Annotated in this window: 10 protein-coding genes, 1 tRNA gene and 2 pseudogenes; 4 read left to right on the top strand and 9 right to left on the bottom strand. The window is 59.4% G+C overall.

Going from position 1 to position 23,160, the window contains the following annotated elements; all coding sequences use genetic code 11:
* Positions 1-121 precede the first annotated feature (121 nt).
* On the bottom strand, positions 122-1,114 hold the full coding sequence (locus tag B5P46_RS06855; RefSeq protein ID WP_129418025.1) for an MBL fold metallo-hydrolase: 993 nt from the start codon (positions 1,112-1,114) through the stop codon (positions 122-124).
* A 250-nt stretch (positions 1,115-1,364) separates the two neighbouring features.
* Between B5P46_RS06855 and B5P46_RS06850 the strand changes: the two genes are divergently transcribed.
* Positions 1,365-2,789, top strand: a complete 1,425-nt coding sequence (locus B5P46_RS06850; protein ID WP_129418024.1) for a DHA2 family efflux MFS transporter permease subunit — start codon at positions 1,365-1,367, stop codon at positions 2,787-2,789.
* 111 nt (positions 2,790-2,900) lie between these two features.
* Here the strand turns inward: B5P46_RS06850 and B5P46_RS06845 are convergent, their stop codons facing one another.
* The 3 genes from B5P46_RS06845 to B5P46_RS06835 all read right to left on the bottom strand — a co-directional run bounded on the left by B5P46_RS06845 (position 2,901) and on the right by B5P46_RS06835 (position 5,736).
* On the bottom strand, positions 2,901-3,284 hold the full coding sequence (locus B5P46_RS06845) for a VOC family protein (protein ID WP_129418023.1): 384 nt from the start codon (positions 3,282-3,284) through the stop codon (positions 2,901-2,903).
* A gap of 149 nt (positions 3,285-3,433) precedes the next feature.
* Positions 3,434-4,153 (bottom strand): RlmE family RNA methyltransferase, encoded by a 720-nt coding sequence (locus B5P46_RS06840; protein ID WP_017959110.1) that lies wholly within the window; start codon positions 4,151-4,153, stop codon positions 3,434-3,436.
* Positions 4,154-4,167: 14 nt separating this feature from the next.
* Positions 4,168-5,736: a Ppx/GppA phosphatase family protein gene (locus B5P46_RS06835; protein WP_129418022.1), complete on the bottom strand. Its 1,569-nt coding sequence runs from the start codon at positions 5,734-5,736 to the stop codon at positions 4,168-4,170.
* 242 nt (positions 5,737-5,978) lie between these two features.
* Here B5P46_RS06835 and B5P46_RS06830 point away from each other — a divergent pair.
* A tRNA-Gln gene (locus B5P46_RS06830) sits at positions 5,979-6,052 on the top strand.
* A 1,528-nt stretch (positions 6,053-7,580) separates the two neighbouring features.
* Positions 7,581-8,495, top strand: coding sequence for a nucleotidyltransferase and HEPN domain-containing protein (locus tag B5P46_RS06820; protein ID WP_129418021.1), 915 nt, complete (start codon positions 7,581-7,583; stop codon positions 8,493-8,495).
* A gap of 52 nt (positions 8,496-8,547) precedes the next feature.
* On the opposite strand, the gene B5P46_RS35495 is transcribed toward B5P46_RS06820, so the two are convergent.
* Both B5P46_RS35495 and B5P46_RS35490 read right to left on the bottom strand, forming a co-directional pair.
* Positions 8,548-9,462: a BID domain-containing protein gene (locus B5P46_RS35495; protein ID WP_432431472.1), complete on the bottom strand. Its 915-nt coding sequence runs from the start codon at positions 9,460-9,462 to the stop codon at positions 8,548-8,550.
* Between the two features lie 18 nt (positions 9,463-9,480).
* Positions 9,481-10,869 (bottom strand): annotated as a pseudogene (locus tag B5P46_RS35490) (MobA/MobL family protein); the annotation flags it as partial.
* Between the two features lie 775 nt (positions 10,870-11,644).
* Between B5P46_RS35490 and B5P46_RS06810 the strand changes: the two are divergent.
* Positions 11,645-12,318, top strand: a pseudogene (locus B5P46_RS06810) (IS66 family transposase); the annotation flags it as partial.
* 35 nt (positions 12,319-12,353) lie between these two features.
* On the opposite strand, the gene B5P46_RS06805 reads toward B5P46_RS06810, so the two are convergent.
* The 3 genes from B5P46_RS06805 to B5P46_RS06795 form a co-directional block, all read right to left on the bottom strand.
* Complete coding sequence (locus tag B5P46_RS06805) at positions 12,354-13,829, bottom strand: HlyD family type I secretion periplasmic adaptor subunit (RefSeq protein WP_129418019.1); 1,476 nt, start codon at positions 13,827-13,829, stop codon at positions 12,354-12,356.
* On the bottom strand, positions 13,826-16,033 hold the full coding sequence (locus B5P46_RS06800; RefSeq protein WP_129418018.1) for a type I secretion system permease/ATPase: 2,208 nt from the start codon (positions 16,031-16,033) through the stop codon (positions 13,826-13,828). Before B5P46_RS06800 ends, B5P46_RS06805 begins: the two co-directional genes overlap by 4 nt.
* Positions 16,034-16,100: 67 nt before the next feature.
* On the bottom strand, positions 16,101-23,156 hold the full coding sequence (locus B5P46_RS06795) for a hypothetical protein (RefSeq protein ID WP_245456111.1): 7,056 nt from the start codon (positions 23,154-23,156) through the stop codon (positions 16,101-16,103).
* Positions 23,157-23,160: the final 4 nt, after the last annotated feature.

Below are 23,160 nucleotides of genomic sequence, written 5' to 3'. Positions count from 1 at the left end.
ATGGGTGCCATGCGCCAAGAGCATTGCGGGAATAACGCTAAGCAATTTTCTGTCAAGAGCGTTTTAAAAACAATATGTTATAGCGGTTCAGCGCTTCCGTGAAAGGCTGAACCGCTTCGGATCAGATGTCGAACTGATAGGTCTTCGGCACGAAGCGATAACCGCCATCCTGCCTCTCGACGAAGCCGACTGCCGGAAATGGCATGTGATAACCGAGGAAGGCGATCTTCTCGCTCGCAATCATCTCGAAAACCTTGCGGCGGGTGGCGGCTGCCTGCGTCTTGTCCATGTCGAAGCGCACCTCCCAATCCGGCCGCAGCAGCGACAGGATATAATGGTTGGCCGTATCGCCGGTCAGCACTAGGCGCTTGCCCTCGGATTCGACGTGGAACACCATATGTCCCGGCGAGTGGCCGGCCGCCAGCATCGCAGTCACGCCGGGCGCGACGCTGTCACCTTCCTTGATAAAGGTGGTCTTCTCGGCGAGCGGCACGACATTGGCGAGCACCGCCTTGTGACCGCCCTCGGCAGGTGTGCCCTCACGCGCCTTGTCCGACCAGAAATCATATTCGGCCTGGCCGACGACATAGCGGGCATTCTTGAAGGCAGCCGCGCCGTCTTCCATCAAGCCGCCGATATGATCGCCGTGCAGATGGGTGAGCGCCACCAGCGTGACGTTGTCGGCCGAATATCCTGCCGCCTTCAGGCCGTCGACAAGCTGGCCGGCGCCGCGTGCACGGCCACCAGCACCGAAGCCGGTATCGACGAGGATAACATCCGAACCGGTATCGATGAGGGCCGGCGTATAGCCATTCATGAACTTGTCGGCCGGCAGGAAGTTTGCAGTCAGCAACGCCTTCACCGTTTCGGGGTCCTGATTGGTGCCGAAGGTTTCATAGGGCTTTTCGACAATGCTGGTGCCGTCGCGGACGACGGTGAACTTATAGGAACCGAGCTTGAATTGATTGATCTCAGGCAAAGGCGTTCCATCCATATGATTGCGTTCTCCAGTTGCGGCCGCTTCGGCCTTCTCTCTTAAAATGACCGGCGCTGCGAGCAGGCCAAGACCTGCGGCAAAAAGGGTGCGCCGCTTTATTCCCGACGAAATTGTCATATGTCCATCCTTCATGACGTGCAGCTGCGTCACCGCACGGCCCCCAGTGTCGATTGCGCGGCCGGATTCTTGCCCCGGCCAGGTAAACATATGTCAATCTTGACAAGCGACGTTAATGCGCAAGCCGTCTCACGCAGACGTGAAGCAAACGTGTCATCGAGCCGGATTTGGGGATTGGCAGAACCCGCAGCTGGGACTAAACAGCACCGGCCTTCCCCGCTCTATTCCGCGCCCATCAAGGCTCCCGCCTATGAACCGCATCGTCCCGCTGATCCTTGCCGTCGCCCTCTTCATGGAGCAGATGGATTCGACCGTCATTGCGACAGCGCTGCCGGCGATCGCAGCGGATCTCAATGTCGGGCCGATCACCCTGAAGCTGGCGCTGACCTCCTACATGGTGGCACTTGCGGTGTTCATCCCCGTCAGCGGCTGGATGGCCGACAGGTTCGGCGCCAAGAAAATCTTCCGGCTTGCCATCTCAGTCTTCGTCATCGGCTCGATCCTCTGCGCAATCTCGTCCAACCTCGTCGAATTCGTGCTTGCGCGCTTCCTGCAGGGCATGGGCGGCGCAATGATGACGCCCGTCGGCCGCCTCGTGCTGGTGCGCACGACGAAGCGCAGCGATCTGGTCTCAGCCATGGCGCTGCTGACGATCCCCGCACTTGTCGGCCCGCTCACAGGACCGCCGCTCGGCGGCTTCATCACCACCTATTTCAGCTGGCACTGGATCTTCCTGATCAACGTGCCGGTCGGCATCATCGGCATCTGGCTTGCGACGATTTTTCTGCCTGAGGTGGAAGCGACGGCGCCGCCGCGGCTCGATTTCACCGGTTTCGTGCTGACCTCGCTTTCGGCTGCGGGCGTCGTCTTCGGCCTGTCGGTGGTCAGTCTGCCGGCCCTGCCCCCGATCATCGGCGTCACCGCCACCTTGATCGGCGTGCTTTGCGGCTTTCTCTATGTGCGCCATGCCAAGCGGCATCCGGCGCCGATCCTCAACCTCAACCTATTCAAGAACCCGACGTTTCGAACCTCCACCTTGGGCGGCACGCTCTTCCGCATCTGCGTCGGCGCTATGCCCTTCCTGACGCCGCTGATGCTGCAGCTCGGCTTCGGGCTGACGCCGTTCCAATCCGGCCTCATCACCTTTGCCGGCGCGATCGGGGCGATCACCACCAAGTTCATGGCGAAGCGCGTCTTCGCCGCCGCCGGCTTCCGCACCACGCTTCTCGGCGCCGCCATGGTCACGACCATGGTGACTGTCGTCACCGGCCTGTTCACGCCGTCGACGCCGCATCTCGTCATCATCGGCGTGCTGCTGCTCGGCGGCTTCTCCCGCTCCTTCATGTTCACCGGCGTCAATGCGCTTGCCTTCGCCGACATCGATGATGCGGAAGCAAGCCAAGCGACATCGATGAGCTCGGTAATGCAGCAGATCAGCCTGGCGCTTGGCGTCGCGGTCGCCGCCGCGATCCTGGAAAGCTCGATCTATTTCCGCGGCGAAGCGCTGCAGGTGGCCGATTTCCACCTCGCCTTCTACATCATCGCCGGACTGACGGTCATTGCGACCATTCCCTTCATCCGGATGGACCGCAATGCCGGCGCACTCGTTTCCGGCCACCACTCCAAGGCAATATCGGCAGCAACTGTTGAAGCCGAACAGCACGCGGTGAAATAAAGCATGTCGCGCAAAAGTGTGCAGCGGTTTTGTGGTAACGACATGCGTGGAAACAAAGAGCTAAAGCTTGAGGAGCGAGTCTGAAAGATTGCGACGCGCTTTAGGCAGCCGTTAATCCGGGCTTTCGCAGACGGCAGAGAGCTTATTGCCGTCGAGATCGCGCACATAGGCGGCGTAGAAATGGGCATGGTAGGAGCGCAGGCCAGGCCCGCCCTCATCCACGGCGCCTGCCGCGATCGCCGCCGCATGGAAGGCGTCGACAGCTGCTCGTGTTTCGGCTGCAAGTGCCACCATGGCGCCATTGCCTGAGGTCGCCCGGCGGCGATTGAACGGCGTCACCACCCAGAAGCGGCAGCGCGTATCGCCCTCGGCGGCATAGCCGATTTCTTCTTCGGAGGAGCGCTGGCGGCGATAACCGAGGGGAGACAGCACGGCATCATAAAAATGCCCTGCGTGATAGAGGTCGTTGGTTCCGAGCGTGACGTAAAGAAGCATGGGATCAGCAGTTCAATCCTGACAGCGCCGCGCGTCCTTTCAGAGGACGCGGCAACGCTTTCCATTGCTGCATATCTTATCCTTAAATCGATCCCGATTTAAGGAATTATGCAGTCGATCGCCATCATCCGTCAGGACCGGCCCGAAGATCAAGCTTCCTCTGCTTCGCCTTCGGCCTTGCGCCCCTTGAAGCCCTTGGCCAGCAGGAACATCTCGACCGATTCGGCGCGCGACGAGTTCGGTTTGACATGGACGACCTGGCGGAAGTTCTGCTTGAGCATGGCGAGCAGCTCACGCTCGGTGCCGCCCTGAAAGGTCTTGGTGAGGAAGTGCCCGCCTTCCCCCAGCACTTCGACGGCGAAATGTGCCGCGACTTCGCAGAGATGCATGGTGCGCAGATGGTCGGTGCGGTGGTGGCCGGTGGTGGGCGCCGCCATGTCGGAAATGACGAGATCCGGCGTGCCGCCGACGGCCTCCAACAGCTTTTCCGGCGCGGTCGGATCGAGGAAATCGAGCTGCAGGATCTTGACCCCCGGCAGCTGGGTCATTTCAAGGAAATCGATCGCAGCCACGCGGATATCATCATCCGTCGAGCCGGTGACCTTGGCGGCGATCTGCGACCAGCTGCCGGGGGCAGCGCCGAGATCGATGATGCGCCTGGCGCCGCGCAGGATATGATGTTTCTCGTCGATCTCCAGCAGCTTGAAGGCGGCCCGGGCGCGATAGCCTTCAAGCTGGGCGCGCTGCACATAGGGATCGTTGATGTGGCGCTCCAGCCATTGGCGGGAGGAGGCCTTCATCTTTTTGTTTTTGACGCGCTGGCCGAGCTTGCGGCCGGTGCGGTTTCCCGCGATCGGTGCCTTGGTCATGCCTATTCCTTATCTCACGATCTCACGCGTTGGCCGCGGCGGTTGCGATTGCGCCGCCACACGCCGTCATCGGCCATCATGTCGGTGAGCAAGCCTTCCCTCAAGCCGCGATCGGCAACGCGCATGCGCGGGCTTGGCCAGCGGCGGCGGATCGCCTCGAGAATGGCGCAGCCGGCGAGCACCAGATCGGCCCGGTCAGGCCCGATGCAGGGATTGGCGGCGCGGCTTGCAAAATCCCAGGAGAGAAGCTTTGCCTGCATGGCAGAGACCTCGTCGTCGGACAGCCAGATGCCATCGACCTTGCGCCGGTCATAACGCGGCAGGTCGAGATGCACGCCGGCAAGCGTCGTCACCGTGCCCGAAGTGCCGATCAGGTGAAAGTCGCCGGTCTGGGCGACCTCGATCTCCGGGCAATCGAAGCTTCCAAGCATGCCTTCGACTTCGCGCACCATGCCTTCGAAGGCCTCCGGCGTGACGTCGTGCCCGCCATGGCGCTCCGACAGCGTCACGACGCCGACCGGCAGCGAGGTCCAGTGGGTGATGTGATTGGCAAGGCGGCTGAAGCGATTGTCGCCGATGCGGATGACGGCGATCTCCGACGAGCCGCCGCCGATATCGAAGAGCACGACGGAGCGCGTCTCGCGACCGACCAGCGAGGAGCAGCCGGAGACGGCAAGCCGCGCCTCTGTCTCTCGATCGATAATCTCGAGCGCGAGGCCGGTTTCGGCAACGACCCGGCTGAGGAATTCCTCGCCATTGACTGCCTGGCGGCAGGCTTCGGTGGCGATCAGTCGCATGCGGCGGATCTGCCGGTTCCTGAGCTTGGAGGCGCAGATCCTCAACGCCTCGACCGCTCTGTCCATCGCCTCGTCCGACAGGCGGCCACTGGCCGCAAGGCCTTCGCCGAGGCGCACGATGCGGGAAAAAGCGTCGACGACGCGGAATTGACCCGGGCGGGTCGGCTGGGCAATGAGGAGACGGCAATTGTTGGTGCCGAGATCGAGGGCGGCGTAGAGCTCCTCCGGCCACACATTCTCGCCAGCCTGACGATCCCCCTGATGCCCGGAATGGGAATGGCTTTCCTGGCGGCCCCTGCGGTTGGCGCTCGCGCCATCCAGTGTTTCACGCAGCTCGGCACCGAGCGCCATCTCTTCCGCGCGGCGTTCCTGTTGCGAGACATCTGATGGTTTTGCCGATGTCAGCGGCCGGCCCTGCAGACCGCGCTTGCCGCGGTGTTTGCGGCGGTTGCGACGGCTCGGCGCTGACTCGCCATCGGAGCGGACAGCATTGCTCGCCGCTGCCGTCTGTTCCATTGCCTGGGGGAGAGGTGAACCGTCCTGCACAGCACCATGGCCACCACGACGGCGACGCTTGCGCTTGCGGGCCGGATTCCCGGCTGCATCTTCCATCGGGCGCGCAGGCTGTCCGGCACCGCCGGAAGGCTCATGCGAAGCGGGATGAGCCGCGTTGCGGGATTGCCCGCCACGTTTGCCCTTGCGGCGCCTGGACTTCTTGCCGTCCTTGCGCCCTGCCGCCGACGCCCCGTCAAATTGCGGCTTTGCGCCGCCTTCGGGGTCTTCCACGTTGTTTTTCCACCGCGCCGCGCAAGTCTTGAGATATGCAGCAGGCGCTCATTCGATTTTTGCGTTGCGGCAAGAATATCAGCGCCCGCCGAAATCGCCAAATTCTTTTTTGGACAGGGGATTTGCAGCGGTTTCATGCCTTTCGCACAGCACTGAATTTTTTCAAAACGGGTATTTGCAATCTGCCGGCTTTTGGTTATAAGCGCCGCACAGCAGCCAAGCCATGCTTCGGCGGCAACTGCTGGGGAATAGTTCAATGGTAGAACGACGGACTCTGACTCCGTTAATCTTGGTTCGAATCCAGGTTCCCCAGCCAATATTTCACTCGCCTCAAGACTGAGAATGCCGGCCGGGAGAATTTCGGGGTGGATTGTCGTGTTCGTGCGGCTTTACGCGCCTTTTTTCATATCGCTTAGCGAACGTCCATCGCGTCATGATGTCGAACGCCGATAAGGCGACAGCCCTTGCAACAGGCTAATCAGGCCGATAGGTGGCCGGCGTTCTCGTCGCATCGCCTGCAGCTACACTCTGCGCTGCACCGACTCGCGTAGTCTCATGACCGCCGGAGCTGATCACCGCTGCCGCCATCTCATTGATTGGCTTCAACTAGGTCTACAACGCTTGCGACGTGCACTTCAATCGCCGCGCATTCCAGTCACCTCGATCGAGCGAAGGCGAAGTCATGACGTGAATATCACTTGCCAACACTGCCCGTGCCGAAACAAAGTAGCTTGGAAATCCGACAATCAGGCGGCAAATCAGCGGATGAGACGAGTTTGACCGTCGCGATTGTGCCATACTGCTGGCCGAGAAGTGTCTTGACCCTAAGAATGATTTTCTATCCAACATGAGGTGTTTGGGACGCCAACACGGACGCATATGGAAATCGGTTTTGTTGCGGTTGCGGGTGTAGCTGGCTTTGTTGTCGGAAGCGGGCAAGGCAGTTTGGTTGACGGGCTCGTCACGGCCGTAGCAGCCATGGCTGTGGTATTCATATTTGTCACCGTCACCTGAAGCCCAGCAAACCTCAGCGTGAAGGGACTCTAGTGGCATTCCACAATATCCCGAGGACGCGAATGGTGAATGCCGCTGGATGATCCAATCAGTGGTATAATGTTCGACTGTGGCTGTGCCCTAGCAAAATCGTTCCGCAGCATTGACGGCTTGGTTCATGCACAGCTGTGCGATCGACATCTTGTTGACCAGGCTGGAGCGTCTGCAGCGCGCTTCGCGCCAAAACTGCACACCGTCAACCTGCCTCTGACGGCTGTGCACGGAGCGGTGCCGTTCAGGATGCTGAAGCTCTCTCGCTGGGACGCTTCCTCGACTGGGATTGCTCCCGACTTTCATAATTCTCGCCGGAATGCCTCATCTTTATTGGCATCTCACACCGCTCGTCGGTCTTATATATACTGATGCTAGGATCCTTTACGGGAAGCTGTCGAGCTTGTTTTTGATTTTGTTACAACATAATATTGCAGACAACAGCATTGGCAGGAAAACTAGATGCGGAATTTTCGAAAGTTCGCGTATGAACGCGCGACCGCACCCCAGTATTCACCTGACCCATATGTGGAGGATTTCATCGCTACCGCTCACTCACGTTATGCACCACACGTAAATGATACCACACAAGCGCGACTTACGCGCGCTCGGGCGTCAGATCGGGAGAGAGCGTGGAAGCGTAACGGCGCACAAGTGTAACAAGTAAAGCGCTCTTGCCGTCTTCTAGCAGTCCCGTACCACCGGAGCGAGGATCCCGATATGCATTATAGAGCATTGAGACTTATTTTTGCGGAATGCAATAGCCAAGATAATTTCGCTACGAAAGATGCCCGCCGCCGATGAAATCCAACCTCGACCACCTGCCCGAACGTAAGCAGCGCGAGCTTGCCCGCGTTGTCGATGTCCTGCATGAGGAATTTCAGGATGCACTCAAGGACAGCTCAGCGGAGTTCAAGAAAATGGGGCGGATCCTCAAGGTCATCTTGTTTGGATCATATGCTCGCGGTGACTGGGTTGACGAGCCGCACACGCTCAAGGGCTATCGCTCTGATTATGATCTGCTGGTAATCGTCAACAACAGGAAGCTGTCTGACTTCGCCACGTATTGGTATAAGGCGGCGGACCGCTTTCTCCACGATCCCGGCATCAAAACACCGGTTAGCCTCATTGTTCACTCGCGGCGCGAGGTCAACACGGCGCTTCACGAGGGGCAATACTTCTTCTCAGACATCCGCCGCGAGGGGATCGTCCTTTATGAACTCGATGATGAACCGCTGCCCGAACCGAAGCCACGCTCTAAGGCCGAGGAGTACCAAATCGCCAGGGAGCATTTTAAAGAGAGATTTCCTTTCTCAACTGACTTGTTGGATGGATTCACGTTATACGTTGAAAAGCGGCGCTACAAACACGCAGCCTTTTTCCTCCATCAAGTTATTGAGCATGCTTACTCGGCTGCACTTTTGACGTTATCCAATTATAGCCCCGCCTCCCATAATCTGACTTTCCTGCGTAAGTTGGCGGAGGGCCGTGATCGTCGCCTCGTGGATGCCTGGCCGCGTGACCAGCAACGCTATCGCGCCTGGTTCAATACGATCAATGAAGCATACGTAAAGGCGCGTTATTCGAATCATTATGAAGTCAGCGAAGAGGCGTTGATCTGGCTCGGAGAACAGACAGCCGAACTGCATGTGCTGGTCAAAACTGTGTGCGAGGAACATCTCACCAGACTTCGAACGGACGCTACAGATTATTGAACCTGCCGTTGTATTCGAAGGCGACGCGCTCGATTCGCTTCTTCAATAGGTTTTAGAGATCGACGCCACGGCCGCGGCTGATAGTGCGCTGGCGCCGTTCCGAAAGGATCTTCTCGCTGCTCTCCTTGCGGACGGACTGCTGCAGAATTTTCAGCCTGTCCTGCATCGCCTCGAACGCACGGCGCTGCGGCGGCGGGACGCGGTTGATGATATCCGCTTCATCTCGGAGGATGGCACTACGACCGAAGCGCTCGTCGAGCGCCCTGCTGACTGCGACAAACTCCCGGCGAATGCTGGGATCAAGAGAAGCGGCCGATGCATTCAGCTTGCGACCGTTGTTCTTCGCCCCGGCGGTCAGGCGCATGAGCGCCCCTTCCGCCGCCTTCGACAGGCCGGGAATGGCGACTGCCATGCGCCGTCGTTCTTCGGCAATAGCCTGGCGTTCGGCATCGAGCACATTGACGCAGGCCGAACCGAGCGCGCGCAAGCGGGCGGCGGCGTCCGATACGGCCTGCAGCGCCTCTTTCCGCTCCCGGCCGGCGGCCAGCATCCGGTCCATCAGGCGATCGGAGCCGCGCAACGCGCCGTATGCGGCCGGATCGTTGGCCACTGCAGCGGCGATGCGTTCGGCAGCAATCCCGTTCACAAGCAGTTCCTCGATCTTGTCGACGGCGCCGGCCGGATCGCGCCAGATCGTGCTCGCCACGGCCGCCAGCGCAGTTCGCTGCTGGCGATACAGCGGTGTGGCGAGAGCACGCGATCTCGCCACCTCGTCGATCGAGGTCTTGAACTCGGTGACTGCGGCAAGCATGGGGACAATCTCCTTGTCCAGATTGGCACTGGCGCCAGCAATAATCTTCGAACGATCCCGCCGCTCGGCGAGATGCTGCTCGTCGGCGAAACGCTTCACGGCCTCGAAGAGCCGGGTCAACTTCTCGCGTCTGGTGTTCGCGAGGTCTTCCGGCATACGCTCGACCATGTTGCGTGAAGCGAGCGTCCGCGACCTGATGCCGGAACTGTCCTCCAGCCCTTCGGCGGCTTTGCCGGCAAGGGCCGCGCCGATCACCCTGCGGCCATCGCTTTCCCAGGCGACGCGTGCCGCGGCAAGCAGGGTCGATTTGCCGGCACCAGCAAGGCCGACCACCGCAGCAATGCCGCTGTCACCGGTGACATGACGGACCGCGTCGACCTGTTCGGCATCGAGCTTGAAGGGCTTTTCAGGATCGCCGGTTTCGACGTTGCTGATCGCAACCGCAACTGCGCGATCGGAAACCGCAAAACCGCGGCCTTTCGACAAGACCAGCGCCGATCGCGCCATGTCATATTCGATACGAAGGATCGCGCGCGTCGTAAACACAGCCGGCTCTGTCGCCTGCCCCGTTTCGGCATCGATCTGCTGCGGCTTCAGCGTGACCAGATCGTCCGACGCCATCAGACGCGCGCGGATATTAGCGAAGTCCGAAGGATCGTCGACATATCGATGCAGCGCCTTGGCGATATCGCGCTCATCGAAGGTGGAGCGTTCGTTCCCGAGCCGCTTCAACAGAAACTCCGGTTCGGCGAGCAGCCGGTCGGCCACGCCTTGCCGCCGGGCAAGACCGGCCGACGCGAAATAAGGTTGCCTGCCCTTGCGGGAGAGTGCTGGCTTCTCCAGACTGAGGCGTTTTTGCGCGATTCCGTCGAGTCCCTGTTCAGCATAGGAGCGTCCGTCGAGACGGATCTCATGCCCGGCAAACGCCAGATGCCGGTTGGCCGTTTCCGCCCAGGCGATCTTCCAACCCTTCATGGTTTCCCTGTCGCCGGCCCAGGCCTTGCTAACGATCCTGCCCTTCGGACGGTCGAGCGTGGCCACGCGCAGCGGCTTACCGCCTTCGTCGAGCACTTGAACCGTCTTCGCGCCGAAGCCCTCCTCCGTCAAGGGCCTCAATGTCATCATCAAATGGACGTGTGGGTTGTCGTCCTTATCGTGATAAACCCAGTCCGCAACCATCCCCTTCGAAGTCATGTTGTCACGGACGAATTCACGCACCAGCGCGATGTTCTCGGTTCGCGTCAGTTCCTCCGGCAAGGCGATAATCAGCTCGCGCGCCAGCTGCGCGTCCGGCCGTTTCTCGAAGGACTCCACGGCATTCCACAGCGCCTCGCTCCCCGCTGCAGCGGTGCGGCCATCGATTGCCGTGCTCAGCCATTCCGGTATGTGCGTCGGCAGAGCCAGCTCCTCATGCACCAGTTCGGCCCTCCCGGCTCGATAACTGAAGGACGTTCCAGCCTCTTTGTCCGTCATCCGGGCGCGATGGCGATAGGCCGCGGCCGGGACAATCCTCCGTCCAGCCCCCCTACTGATCACCCGTGCTTTGACGAACATGATCGCCATTGACGTCTCCAACTCTTGGGGCACAAAGCGACGGCGCCTTGCTTTTCTCCATCAGTGGCGTGACGCGGGCCGAATGCCACCTTCCCAGAAGTAACCGCCATGCAGATCGTGAACTGTGAGAACGGAAACGCGGCACCTCGCAAAGAAATTTCCGTTGTCAAGTGTCGCGATAGCTCGCTCTTCGAAGGGGCAGCGCCGTGGCCCGCCAGAATTCTGAAGGCATAAAACAAATGTGACTCCCACTGTCGGTCCGCATTTTAATATTTTTTAAAAAAGTCAGTTTAATGAATTAATAAGATTCACATTTAAAACGAATGCCCGCTTATTTGTCTGTTTTTCTTACAAATTCTCATTCATCCATTCGATCGCTTCTGTCGCTGCATCGCATTATACAGACTTATATAAAATAGTCAAATTGTGGAGCGAACACGGTGGAGGTAGTGGTCAGCCACGCGCTCCCTAGACTCATCTCTAAGAAGTTCCTTATCACCAGCGGGAGTGATCGACTTCGAGACAAGGGCTATGGGAAAGACGGCACCGCTGGCGGAATGTTGTCGGCAAATTGACCTCGCTCCCACTATCTGACGGTAACCGTGTTCCGCCCCCACGTTGCCTCGTCCGTTCTAATCTGTGATTGCCTTTCCACGGACGAGCAAAATGAGTTTCTCCATGCTGACTACATTGGAGGTTCTAGCAACCAGGGGTCTGGACGTAGGTTCACCGGCGGCACTGGCCGGATGACGTCAAAGCGCAGATCATTTCGGAGAACCACGCCGGACTGCCCCCCGAGGCGACCATCGCGCATGTGCTGGTGTCCAAATACGCCGACCATTTGCCGCTCTACCGACAGGCTCAGATCATGAGCGGTCAGGGCATCGATCTCGACCGCTCCACGCTTGCGGATTGGGTCGGTTGGGCAGCTTTCGAACTGCGACCGGTTCGACGCCTGGATTGCCGACCTGAAGCGCCGCCCGGCCGTGGCGGGCAGCATGCTGAACGGATATTACAGGGGTTAGCGGGCGTCGTTCAGGTTGATGGCTACGCGGGATATAATCGGCTGATACCGGACCGCGTCGATCCCTAGATTCAGTTCGCCTATTGTTGGGCGCATGCGCGCCGCAAGCTTGTCGAGATCACCCGTACTGGCGTAGCGCTCGTTGCTGAGGAAAGGCGTCAGGCGCATTGGTGAACTCTATCGCATTGAGTTACTCGGCCGCTCCGCTGAAGCGCTGAAGCTCGCCCTGGCTGGAAGGCAGGAGCGATCAACGCCTGCGGAACTGGCTGACCCATCATCGTGCCTGCGTCGCTGGGAAGTCGCCGCTCGGGGAAGCGCTTGCCTATATCGCCAAATACTGGGACGGCCTCGGCGTATTCCCGACCGACGGTGGCATCGAGATTGACAACAACAGCGTCGAGAGAAAGATCCGGCCGATAGCGCTCAACCGGAAGGTTCGAATCCCGGGCACAATGTCACCGTTCAGCGACTAACGCTCCTGCATCGCTTCCGATCCGATCTCGGCCAGCGGAGAGTAGAGATATTCGAGGATGCGCCGGCTGCCGGTCTTGACCTCGACTGTGACGGACATGCCGGGTGAGAGCGCAACGCGTGTTCCATCGATGTCGATGCTTGCCACATCCGGCTTGATGGTGACCGGGAAGACTAGGTTCTGGACGCGCTGCGCATTGCCGATCGGAATTATGCTCTGCAGCTCCTTTGCTGGCTGGCCTTCGAGCTGCTGCGCATCCGGTTCCGGAATAGCATCGGTCGCAACGCGAGTAACCTTGCCGTTGACGATGCCGTAGCGGGTGAAGGGAAAGGCTTCGATCTTGATGACGGCGGGTTGCCCGGGCGAGACGAAGCCGATGTCCTTGTTCGGCAAATAGGCTTCAATCTCGAGTGAGGCATCATCCGGGACGATCCGCATCAGTTCAGCGCCAGCGGTCACCACCTGACCGACCGTGGTAATGGCCGATGTCTGGACGATGCCATTGATCGGGCTTTTGATCGTCATCGACTCCAGCCGCTTGGCCGCCTTGACCAGCTGTTGTTCCTTCTCGTCGATCTCTCGCGATGCTGCCGCCTGCTTCTCGGCATTATCGGCGACGAAGGTCTTGATGGCTTTCAGGCCTTCGCTCGTCGCCGCGACGATCGCGGTCTCCGCCTCTGCCCGCTGACCGATCTGCTCTACAAGCGTTGCCTCTTCCTTCTGCCTGATCTCGACGGCATCGATGACGCCGGATCTCGATCCGGCGCTGAGATCGACGAGGTTGGAGCGCATTGTAACGCGATCTGCAAGCGTGGCCACCAGCGCCTGCTGGGCGGTGACCATCTCGGTATATCTCTTCAGCGCGGCGAACTGCTGATTGCGCTGGGCCGCGAGACTGTCGAGGGTCGACGCGAGCTGCTCGAGATCGGACGTGTAGAGCAACGCCTCGCGCGTGCGGATCTCCGCTGGTATGGAGTCGGCGAATTCCGGGACGATCTCAATCCTTCGCGTTCCGCTCCAAAGATCGCCGCGTTGCCAGGCATTGACCTCAGCCAATGCCGCACCGCGCCTCGTGACCTCCGCCCGTAATGCCGCGAGGCTGGTGGTCAGCGTGTTGACTTCGACCCGGGCTTCGGTCGGGTCAAGCTCAACGAGAATGTCTCCCGCTTCCACCTTGGCGCCGTTCGAGACCGGGACCGCGATCGTCTTGCCGACTTCAATCGACTGGATCACTTTGACGCGTCCGGTCGGCTGGATCTTTCCCTGCGCTGTTGCGACAATATCGAATCTGCCGACATAGCTCCAGATCAGAGCGCCGGCGGTGAACAGGCAGAGGAACCAGATCAGCGCCGTACGGATGGGCGATGCCGGCGTTTCGAGAATCTCGAGTGCGGCCGGCAGGAACTCGTTGTCCACCTGCAATCGCTTCTGTGGCTTCGGCGGAAGCCGAGGAGGCTGGACGGTCTGGTTCATGATTGGACTGGCCCCGTCTGCAATTGCCACAGATGGGCATAGAGCCCGTTCGGGCGCGCAAGCAGCGTTTCGTGTGTTCCCTCTTCGACGATGCGTCCGTCCTTCATGCCGATGATGCGGTTGCAGTGTCGCACGGTCGCCAGGCGATGGGCGATGATGATGACGGTGCGGCCGCGGACGATCTCGCGCATATTGCCGAGGATGATGCGCTCGCTCTCATAGTCGAGGGCGCTCGTCGCTTCGTCGAGGATGAGGATCGGCGGATTGGTGGCAAGGGCGCGTGCAATGGCCAGACGCTGCCTTTGGCCGCCGGAGAGGTTGGCTCCGCGCTCCTCGATCAGCGTATCGTAGCCGCGTGGCAGCTTGGCGATGAACTCGTCGGCGCCTGACAGTCGCGCCATCTGAATGGCGGCGGCCCGCGACATGGCCGGATTGACCATGCAGATATTGTCGTGGATCGTCCGGTTGAATAGCATGTTTTCCTGGAGCACGACGCCGATATTCGACCGCAGCCAGGCCGGGTCGACCTGGGCGATATCCTGACCGTCGACGAAGACCTGGCCGTTGTTCGGGATATAGAAGCGCTGCACCAGCTTGGTCAGCGTCGACTTGCCGGAGCCGGAGGGGCCGACGATGCCGATCACTTCGCCCGGCCGGATCGAAAAATTGATGTCCTTGAGCACATCCTGGCCATCGGGAGAATAGCGGAAGTTCACCGCCTTGAAGGCGATCGCTCCCTTCGGCGGCGGCAGACTGACGGCAACGCTCGGGCGCGGTTCCTGCGGGGCATTGAGAATATCCGAGAGCCTGGCGATGGAAACCTGCACCTGCTGGAAATCCTGCCAGAGCTGCGACAGGCGCAGGATCGGCTGGGAGACCTGTCCGGCGATCATATTGAAGGCAACCAGAGCGCCGACACTCAGTTCGCCATCGATGACCGCCTGCGCGCCGAAGAGCAGCAGAGCGGCCGAGGTGATCTTGTTGACGTACTGGATAGCGTTCTGCCCCTTCGCCGCCAGCATGGTCGCCAGAAATGACGAGCGCACATACGCAGCCAGCCGCTCTTCCCATTGCGAGGAGACCACCGGCTCGACCGCCGACGCCTTCAGCGTCTGGATGCCGACGACGGTTTCTACAAGCAATTGCTGGCTAAAGGCCCCGCGCTCGAACTTCTCGTCGATGCGTTCCTTGAGGAAGGGGCGGATCAGAAATCCGATCGCCATGTAAAAGGGAATGGAGGCGACGACGATCCAGGCGAGCTTCGAGGAGTAGGAAAACAGCACGAAGATGAAGATGACGGTGAAGATAAGATCGAGGCCGGAGAACAGGCCCTGACCGGTCAGGAAATTGCGGATGGTTTCGAGCTCGCGCACCCTTGCGACGGTCTGCCCGGTGGCGCGGGTCTCGAAATAGCTGAGCGGCAGGTTGAGGAGATGCCGGAAGAGGCGCCGGCCAAGCTCGACATCGATGCGGTTTGTCGTGTGCGATAGTGCATAGGTTCTGAGATATTGCAGCACCACGTCAAAGAGTCCGACGGCGGCAAGGCCGACGACGAGGACGATCAGTGTCGAATAGCTGCGATGCGCCAGCACCTTGTCGACGACAACCTGGAAGAACAGCGGCGTCACCAGCGCGAAGATCTGGATGACGAGCGAGGCGATCAGCACATGGCCGAAGGCACGCCGATAGCGCCAGATCGCCGGCAGGAACCAGCGGAACCCGAAATTCTGCTGTGAGGCGCCAGGGCCGGCGAAACGCCTCTGGACCAGGATGAACGCGCCTGAGGTCAGCGCGAGAAGCTCCTCGGCCTCGACATTGCGGGCGGAGAAATCGATGGGATTGATCAGCCGATATCGCCCCTCGGCGGCCACGCCGGCGAAAATCGCGAAGGTACCGTCCTTCAACAAGGCAATTGCCGGCGCCGGAAGAGTTGTCAGCCTTTTGGCGTTATCGACGCGGATGGTGCGCGCCTTCAGGCCGACGATCTTGGCTGCCCGCAAGAGGTCGTCGGGTGCGGCCGGCGCGGTCAGCGCAAGCTCACGGCTCAGAGTCTCCGGACGCGATGCGATCCTGAAATAGCCGGCAACAGCGCAGATCGCCGCCAGTCCGCTGTCGGCGACTGTCGCTTCTGGTGCTGGTGGAAGGTCGTCTCTAACCTCCGCTTCCGTCGCGGGAGGGCCGGATGCTGTCTGGATGTCCATCATGGCGTGGGATCAGGGAAGAGAGGGTATGCCGGCGCCATGAGGCGCCGGCATGAAGCGGGGCATATTGTCATGCAACATTGGCGGGTCGATAGTTGAGCGATGCGTCGACGACGAGATGCTTCGACCCGTCCAGAGTTTCATACGAACTCGTTCCTGTAATCACCGACCCATCTGCGAAGGCTTGAGAGCCATCCCTGGTTGGCATCAAATTGATGAGCTTGATGCCGGCATCTGTCATCGTTAGAAGTTCGCCCTGGTCGGTGAGACCATTCTGGTTGGCGTCACGCCAAACACGGAACTCGTTCCAACGCTCGTCATCGGAGTTCAGCACGTTGTCGTGATTGGTATCGAAGACGAGTCGGACGCCATCGAGGTCCGAGATACTCCCTTCCGCCCCGTCCTGTTCAGCCCAAAGCGAGAAGGCCAGTTCCTTTGCTTGGTCGATGACACCGTCAGACCCAGCAGTTCCATCGGAGGCGAGGTCGATGGCGAGGAAGCCATCGGAAGGACCAGCCCAGGCGGTCGTGTCGCGGACGCCGTCTCCATCCCAGTCGTACGTCGGCGAGGCCGCCATGTTTGTCAGATCGATTGGACGAAGATCCACATGGCCGTCGCCGTCAAGATCCAGAAGAACGGGTCCAATCAGTTCATTGCTCGAATTATAGTGATAGGTCACACCGTCTCTGGTGACATCGTAATTGCCGTTGTCGAAATATTTGGTTTGCTGGATCAGAGTTCCGTCAGGCCACTCGTCATTGGCGATCTGCCAATAGTTGTTGTTGGGATCGTAGTCGTATTGCCGATGGGTCAGTGTACCGTTGTCCCAAAATTCCCGCAGCCAAACGAGCGTGGTCCCGGTGTAGGAGTATTGGAGTTGCCACCAGGACTTCGTGCTCGCCGCATCGAATATGTACGCAAGGCGTGTACCGTTATCGTAGACAACATTATTAGACGCTGCACGACCCCAGGAATCAAAGGTTTCCTCACTGTAGGACCAATTCAATCCGCCGAGATCTGTCGTTTTCCGAGAAGCAAGCGTACCGGTTGACCGCACCTCCTCGACAACGGTTTGCTTCACGGCGTTAGCGTCTTTCTTGTTCAGCGTGATAGATCCGTCGGCATGGGTGACCGCTGTCTCGACATGATCGATGCTGCCATTGTTGTCGGTATCTTTCGATAGGGTCGTGACTAGGCCGTCGGCACTGGTTGCAATCGTGCCCTTGGCCTTGACCGTACCGTTGGCGTTGTTTTCCGTCACCGTCGTGACGACAGAACCATCCACTTGAAGCGTAGATAGCATGACAGTCTCATACACACCGTTGCCGTCATAGTCATATTTGGCGACTGTGGTGCGGCCGTCAGCCGAGGTGGTCGTCTCGATCTTGGCGGCGATCGCCTGAGCCCAATAGACGACGCCGGGCGTCAGGTTAGAGCTGTTTCGTGCTGTCGCGTTGTTGGTGACCACGGAAACCGATGCACCTGTGGAATCGATAGTGACTTTTTCGACCTGATCGCCGACTGTACCGTCGCCATTGGTGTCCTTCGACGTCGTCGTGAGCTTGCCGTCGGCAGATGAATTAATTGTCGTTTTCGAGATCAGCGCCCCGCCTGGAAGTTTCGTATCCGAGATGACGGACGTGCTGCCGCCGTCTGCATTGGCGGTGAAATTCGTCACCCGCTGACGGTCGATCGCCCCATTGCCGTCGAGGTCCCAAGTGGTCGTCTTCTGGCGACCGTCGGCTGATACTATAACGGTTGACTTGTCCTTGATCGTCGTTCCGTCGGCCTTGAAGTTAGTCGTTACCGATGTCTGGATGCCGGAATTGGCGGTGACGGTCTCTTGGCGTTGATCGACGATGCCATCGCCGTTGCCGTCACGGTTAATTGTGACGGTCAGCTTGTCGGCACTGGTGAGAGTGACGACCTTGCCGATCAGAACCCCGCCACCATCCTTCATCTCGACGGTCTCGCGAATGGCGCCGTCAGCCAGGACCGTGGTCGTATCGGTGACGGTCTGGTTGCCAAAGCCCGGACGCTCTTCGCTCGATGCAACGATCAGGCCGTTCGCGCTTATCGTGGTGATGGTCCTGGAGATCAGCGAACCATCAGCCTTCTTGCTTTCCACCGTTTGCGTCTTGGTGCCATCGGCATTTAAGACTGTGACATCGGTCGAGGTCTGGCTGTAGGAGCCGGCACCGGCGGGGTCGATCTGGGTCGTGATCGACAGTCCGTTAGCGCTTGTGGTGATGAGGCTGCGGCTGGTCAGCGTCGTGCCGGTGAAATTGCTGATCGTCTGCGTCGTTGAGCCATCGGCGTTCAGTACGGTGACATCAGACCCGCTCTTGTTGAAGGTCGTACCGCCGCCGGTGCCTGTGGTATCCCAATTGGTGATCGTGGTCAGACCATCGCCGGACACATCGGTCAGCGTAATGCTCTTGGTCACGCCGGCGACGATATTGTCCGTCCTGGTCGTCTTGCTGCCATTGGCGTTCAGTACCGTGGTGATGATCGTCTTCTTATCGACCGTTCCATTGCCGTCGCTGTCGTATTCGGTGATTTGTGTCAGTCCGTCGGCAGACGTCGTGACCTTCCTGGAATCCTTTAGAACGGCGTTGGCGCCGTAGTCGCTGAACGTCTGGATTGTCGAGCCGTCAGCCTGCTTGGTCGTGACTGACTTCTTGTCGACGGTGGCGTTACCGTCGACATCGATGGTGACGGTCGCCGAGAGACCATGTGCCGCAACCGTCGTAACGGTCTTGCTTTCCAGCGTCGTTCCATTCGGCTTGAAGTAGGACAGCGTCTCCGTCGTGCCGCCATCGGCGTTGAGGACGGTGACGTCGCTCATGGAGCGGACGGCATTGCCGCTGGCATCGGCCCAGCTCGTCGTCTTGCTCAAACCGTTGGCGCTGACATTCGCCGTCGTGCGGGAGATGAGCGCATCGGCGATCCCCTTCCTCGATATCGTCTCCGTGCGGCTGCCGTCGGCATTCAACACTGTCACATCGGTGGTGACGAGTTCAAAGATCCCATTTCCGTCGAGGTCGGAACTCAAGGTCTTTGATAGACCATCATCCGAGGTGGTGACGACCGACTGGCTTTCGAGAGCGCCGGAAGCCTTATATTGTTTGACCTCGTACTTCTGCGTTCCAGCACTGTCGATGGTGATCGTTTCCAGAAGGTCGACGACGGCGTCGGCATCGATCTTCGTGCTCACCGTAGTGGTTTTCTGGTCGGCGCTGACAGCGGTGATTGTCTGCGAGATCAGCGTCGCGTCGGCGTCAGTTGCCCTGACCGTTTCGGTGGTGGTGACCGATCCGAGCGGATCGAGCGGCGTTTTCTTCCAGGACAAAGTCTGATTGATCGTGCCGTCGCCGTCCAGATCGTAATCAGTCGATCCGGAAAGGCCGTTGAGGTTGGTCGTCACCTTCGCCGAATTTGCGAGCGTCGTTCCCCGGAAATTCGACACGGTCTGGAATCGCAGCCCGTAGGTATCGAACGTCGTGACATCGGTCGTCTTGGTATCGAGCACTTCGTCGCCGTTGATGTACTCGCTCGTGGTGATCGACATGCCGTTGCCGGTGGTGAGGATGGTCTTCTTGTTGAGACGCGTGGTATCGCTGCCCGTCAGAGAGATCGTCTCGGTCTTGCTGCCGTCTGTATTGAGCACCGTTCGATCGGTCGTTATCCGGTCGGCAACACTATCGCGGTTCAGATCGACCGACGTGGTCGTCGTCAGACCGTCGCCGCTGACGGTGACGGTGCTTCTGGTCGTGCCGGCGACGGTGTCATTCGGAGTGTATGCCGTTTCCGTCGTCTTGACCGAGCCGTCAAGCGCGATAACCTTGACTTGGCGTGTATCGATCTTGCCGTCGCCGTCGGCATCCGTCCAGACGGTGGTCGTCAGGCGGTTCGCACTCACTTCGGTGATGGTCTGCGCGTTCAACGTTCCGTCGGCGCTCCTGCTCGTCACCGTTTCCGTGCGCTTGCCGGTGCCGTCAAGAACAATAACATCGGTCGTCGTGTCTTCGAAGACGCCGTCGCCGTTGGCATCGGTCTTGACGGTCTGGGTCAGGCTGTCGGCCGTTGTGTTTGTGACTGATGTGGCGATGGGCGCGCCGTTGGCGTTCTTCGACGTCACGGTTTCCGTGCGGCTGCTATTGGCCTCGGTGGTAATGACATCCGTCACCACGAGATCGTTGACGGTATCACCATTCGCGTCGGTGCTTGTGGTCTTCGACAGGCCGTCGGCGGACGTCACCGTGACGGTTTTGGTAACCAGCGACCCGTCGGAGTTCAGCGTGCTGACCGTATTGGTCGTCTGCCCATCGGTCCCGACGACGATCTCGGTCAGTCCGTCGGTCTTGAGGTCACCATTGCCATCCTCGACGATCGTGATCTTTTTCCCGTCGAGGTTGGTCGTGGTCACCGTCTGCGATAGCAGCGTACCCGTAGTGCTCTTGGTGCGGTGCTGTACCGTCTGCGTTCGGTAATTCGCGTCGATTACCGTAACATCGGTATCGGTGAAATCGTTGACGCCGTCGGCGTTCACGTCGCTATGGACTGTCGTCGACAGTCCATTGGCAGTAGTGATCGTCGTCGTTTTCGAACGCAGAATAGAGGATACGTTGGTGTTGTAGGTCGAAGTGACGAGCGTCACGTCGCCTGATGCCGCCGTGGTTGATGTGGTGACAGTTTTCGTTTCGCGGGGTCCATTGCCGTCCGCGTCGACCGAAACTGTTATGGTGCGACCATCAGAACTGGTTGACGTATCGATTTGCGAAAGAACCTTATTGCCCGAACTGCGGTCGACGGTCGTTTTATTCCGCGTGCCATCCGCGGCGACCGTGGTGGTCTCCGTGACGATATCGTCGTAGACCCCGTTGCCATCGAGATCGAGGCTGGTCGTCTTTACCAGGCCGTTCGCAGACGAAGTGACCATCGTCTTCTTCAGGAGCGTGGCGTTGACGCTAAGCTGCTCCGTGGTCGTCGTGGTCGAACCATCGGCGTTCTGGATGTAGATCTGGCGCTGATCTGTTATACCGTCGCCGTCCTGATCCACTGTCGTGGTCACGATCAGATGATTGGCGCTAGTAACGGTCGTGGTGCGATCGACAAGCGATCCGTCGGCATTGAAGTTGGAAACGGTCTTCGTCTGGACGCCGGCAGCATCGACGGCGAGCACGTTAGTCTGCGAACGATCGAACGTGCCGTTGCCGTCATCGTCGAACTGCGTCTGAACGCTTTTGCCGTCAGCGCTGGTGGTGACGACATTGCGAAAGGCGAGGCTGCCATCGGCATTGTAAGCAAGGATCGTCTTCTCGACCGAGCTGTCGGCCTTTGTCATGCTGGTTGTCTTGACGATATAGGCGGCGTCTTCATTCGCCAGCTTGGCATCGCCGACCGTTCCTGTCGTGCCGTCGACGCGGGTGAACGTGGTTGTTCCCGTGATGGCGGAACCGTCCTCGTAGGTCTGGCCGCTGCCCTTCGGGGTCAGGTCGATCGAGATGATCCCCAGGCTATCAAGAGTTACGAGTTGGCCGTTGACCTCAACACGAAATTTCGACCATTGGACATCGCCCGCATCCAACTTGCCGTTCCCGTTGGTGTCGAAGACATGCTTCAACGCCTCGAGGTCGCTCGTCGCCGAAGAATCCCATTCGGTGAAGACAAACTCGTTCGACTGACTGATCTTGCCGTCGCCGTTCGCGTCGAGGACGAGAACGCCTGTGCCTGTTCCCGCCCAGGCGGTTCGGTGCTGGTAGCTATCACCGTCAAGATCCACAAACCGCGAGGACGACGATAAGGTCTCAATGGCGAGGCCCGAACCAGAAATATCCAGGAGAACCGGACTTCTTTGTCCCCAACCGCTGCCGTAGCCCTTGGTGTACTGATTGTCTCGCAGGGCGGGCTGAGACGGTGTGCGCTCCTGCCCTGCATACGTCTGTGGTGTGCTTCTGCGATCTTGCCCAGCATAGGTCTGCGGTATGCTTCTGCGATCCTGCCCGGCATAAGTCTGCGGTATGCTTTTCGCCCTTGTTGCCGCATTGCGCTCGTCGCGCTCCGTTGGCGATAGACCGCCAGTTGTCCGGGAAGTCAAGGATTGCGACTGCTTTTGGTAGTCCCTCAGCCGCGACATGCTCTCGTTCTCGCTTTGACGGAATGACGGCTGCGACCCTCCGCGCTGCCGAATATTAAGCGGCTCCGAAACGCGAGCGATAGGCTGGCGATCAAGTAAAGCAGAAACCTTTTCCGGGCCATCAAGTTCAAGACCAGCGGCAATCGCGGCGGCCCGCATCTCAGGAGTGTATACGAACGGTTGCTGCTGTGTTGGATGCGCCAGCATATACCCGGCAGCCGCTTTTTCGCCCAGGACGATTTCCCGCTTCATCTGACCGGGCGTAAGGCCAGCTTTCTGGCCTTCTTCCAAATCAAACCAGGACAAATGCACCCGTTCGTACGGGATGGCTCCTTGTGGAGCGTGGGCAAGGCCATCCAAGTAAGCTTGGTAAGATTTAGGTGAGGAAAATGAGTTACGCTCGGCGTCAATAATATCGTCGAATAATTTTGTAATGCCATCGCGAACGGTGCCGCCGGCCACAAGCGAGTATACGGCTCCGACGCCCACTCCCAGCCCTAAGGCAATCCATCCCGGAGGCGTCCCTAGCAGCGCAGTTCCACCTAAGGCCGTCAATGCTGCCCCTGCGCCAGCAGAGGTCCCCCAACCTAATCCTATCCCTATTAAGTTATCACCTAATATTCCAAGAGACCTCGTTTCCGTCCTGCCCTTGTAAGTTCCGAGATCATAACCGGCGTCGATCACCATAAGGGGACCGATAGCGCGCCCGACACGACTTCCCGCACGCGCATGTGACAGAACTGTTTCGCTGCGGGCTATCATACCGATCTCATCAAACTTTCCCGTTCGCGCCAATACGTCAATAGGAGGCAGTACGAACCTGGAAATGCCTGGAAGCCTGGATGTCGGCGCCGTGGTATACACCCCCAGAAGTTGCTTTGCATGATACGTCTGTCGGATTCCCGCGTAGAAACTGAAAGCTGTAGCCGAATTGTTAACGACCGAGCGACCAGTCTGCCATCCCTCCCAATCCCAAATGTCAGCCATTTAC

The sequence above is a fragment of the Rhizobium leguminosarum genome (genome assembly GCF_004123835.1).
Classification (GTDB): Bacteria; Pseudomonadota; Alphaproteobacteria; order Rhizobiales; family Rhizobiaceae; genus Rhizobium; species Rhizobium leguminosarum_M.
This window is presented reverse-complemented; position numbering and strand designations above follow the sequence as displayed.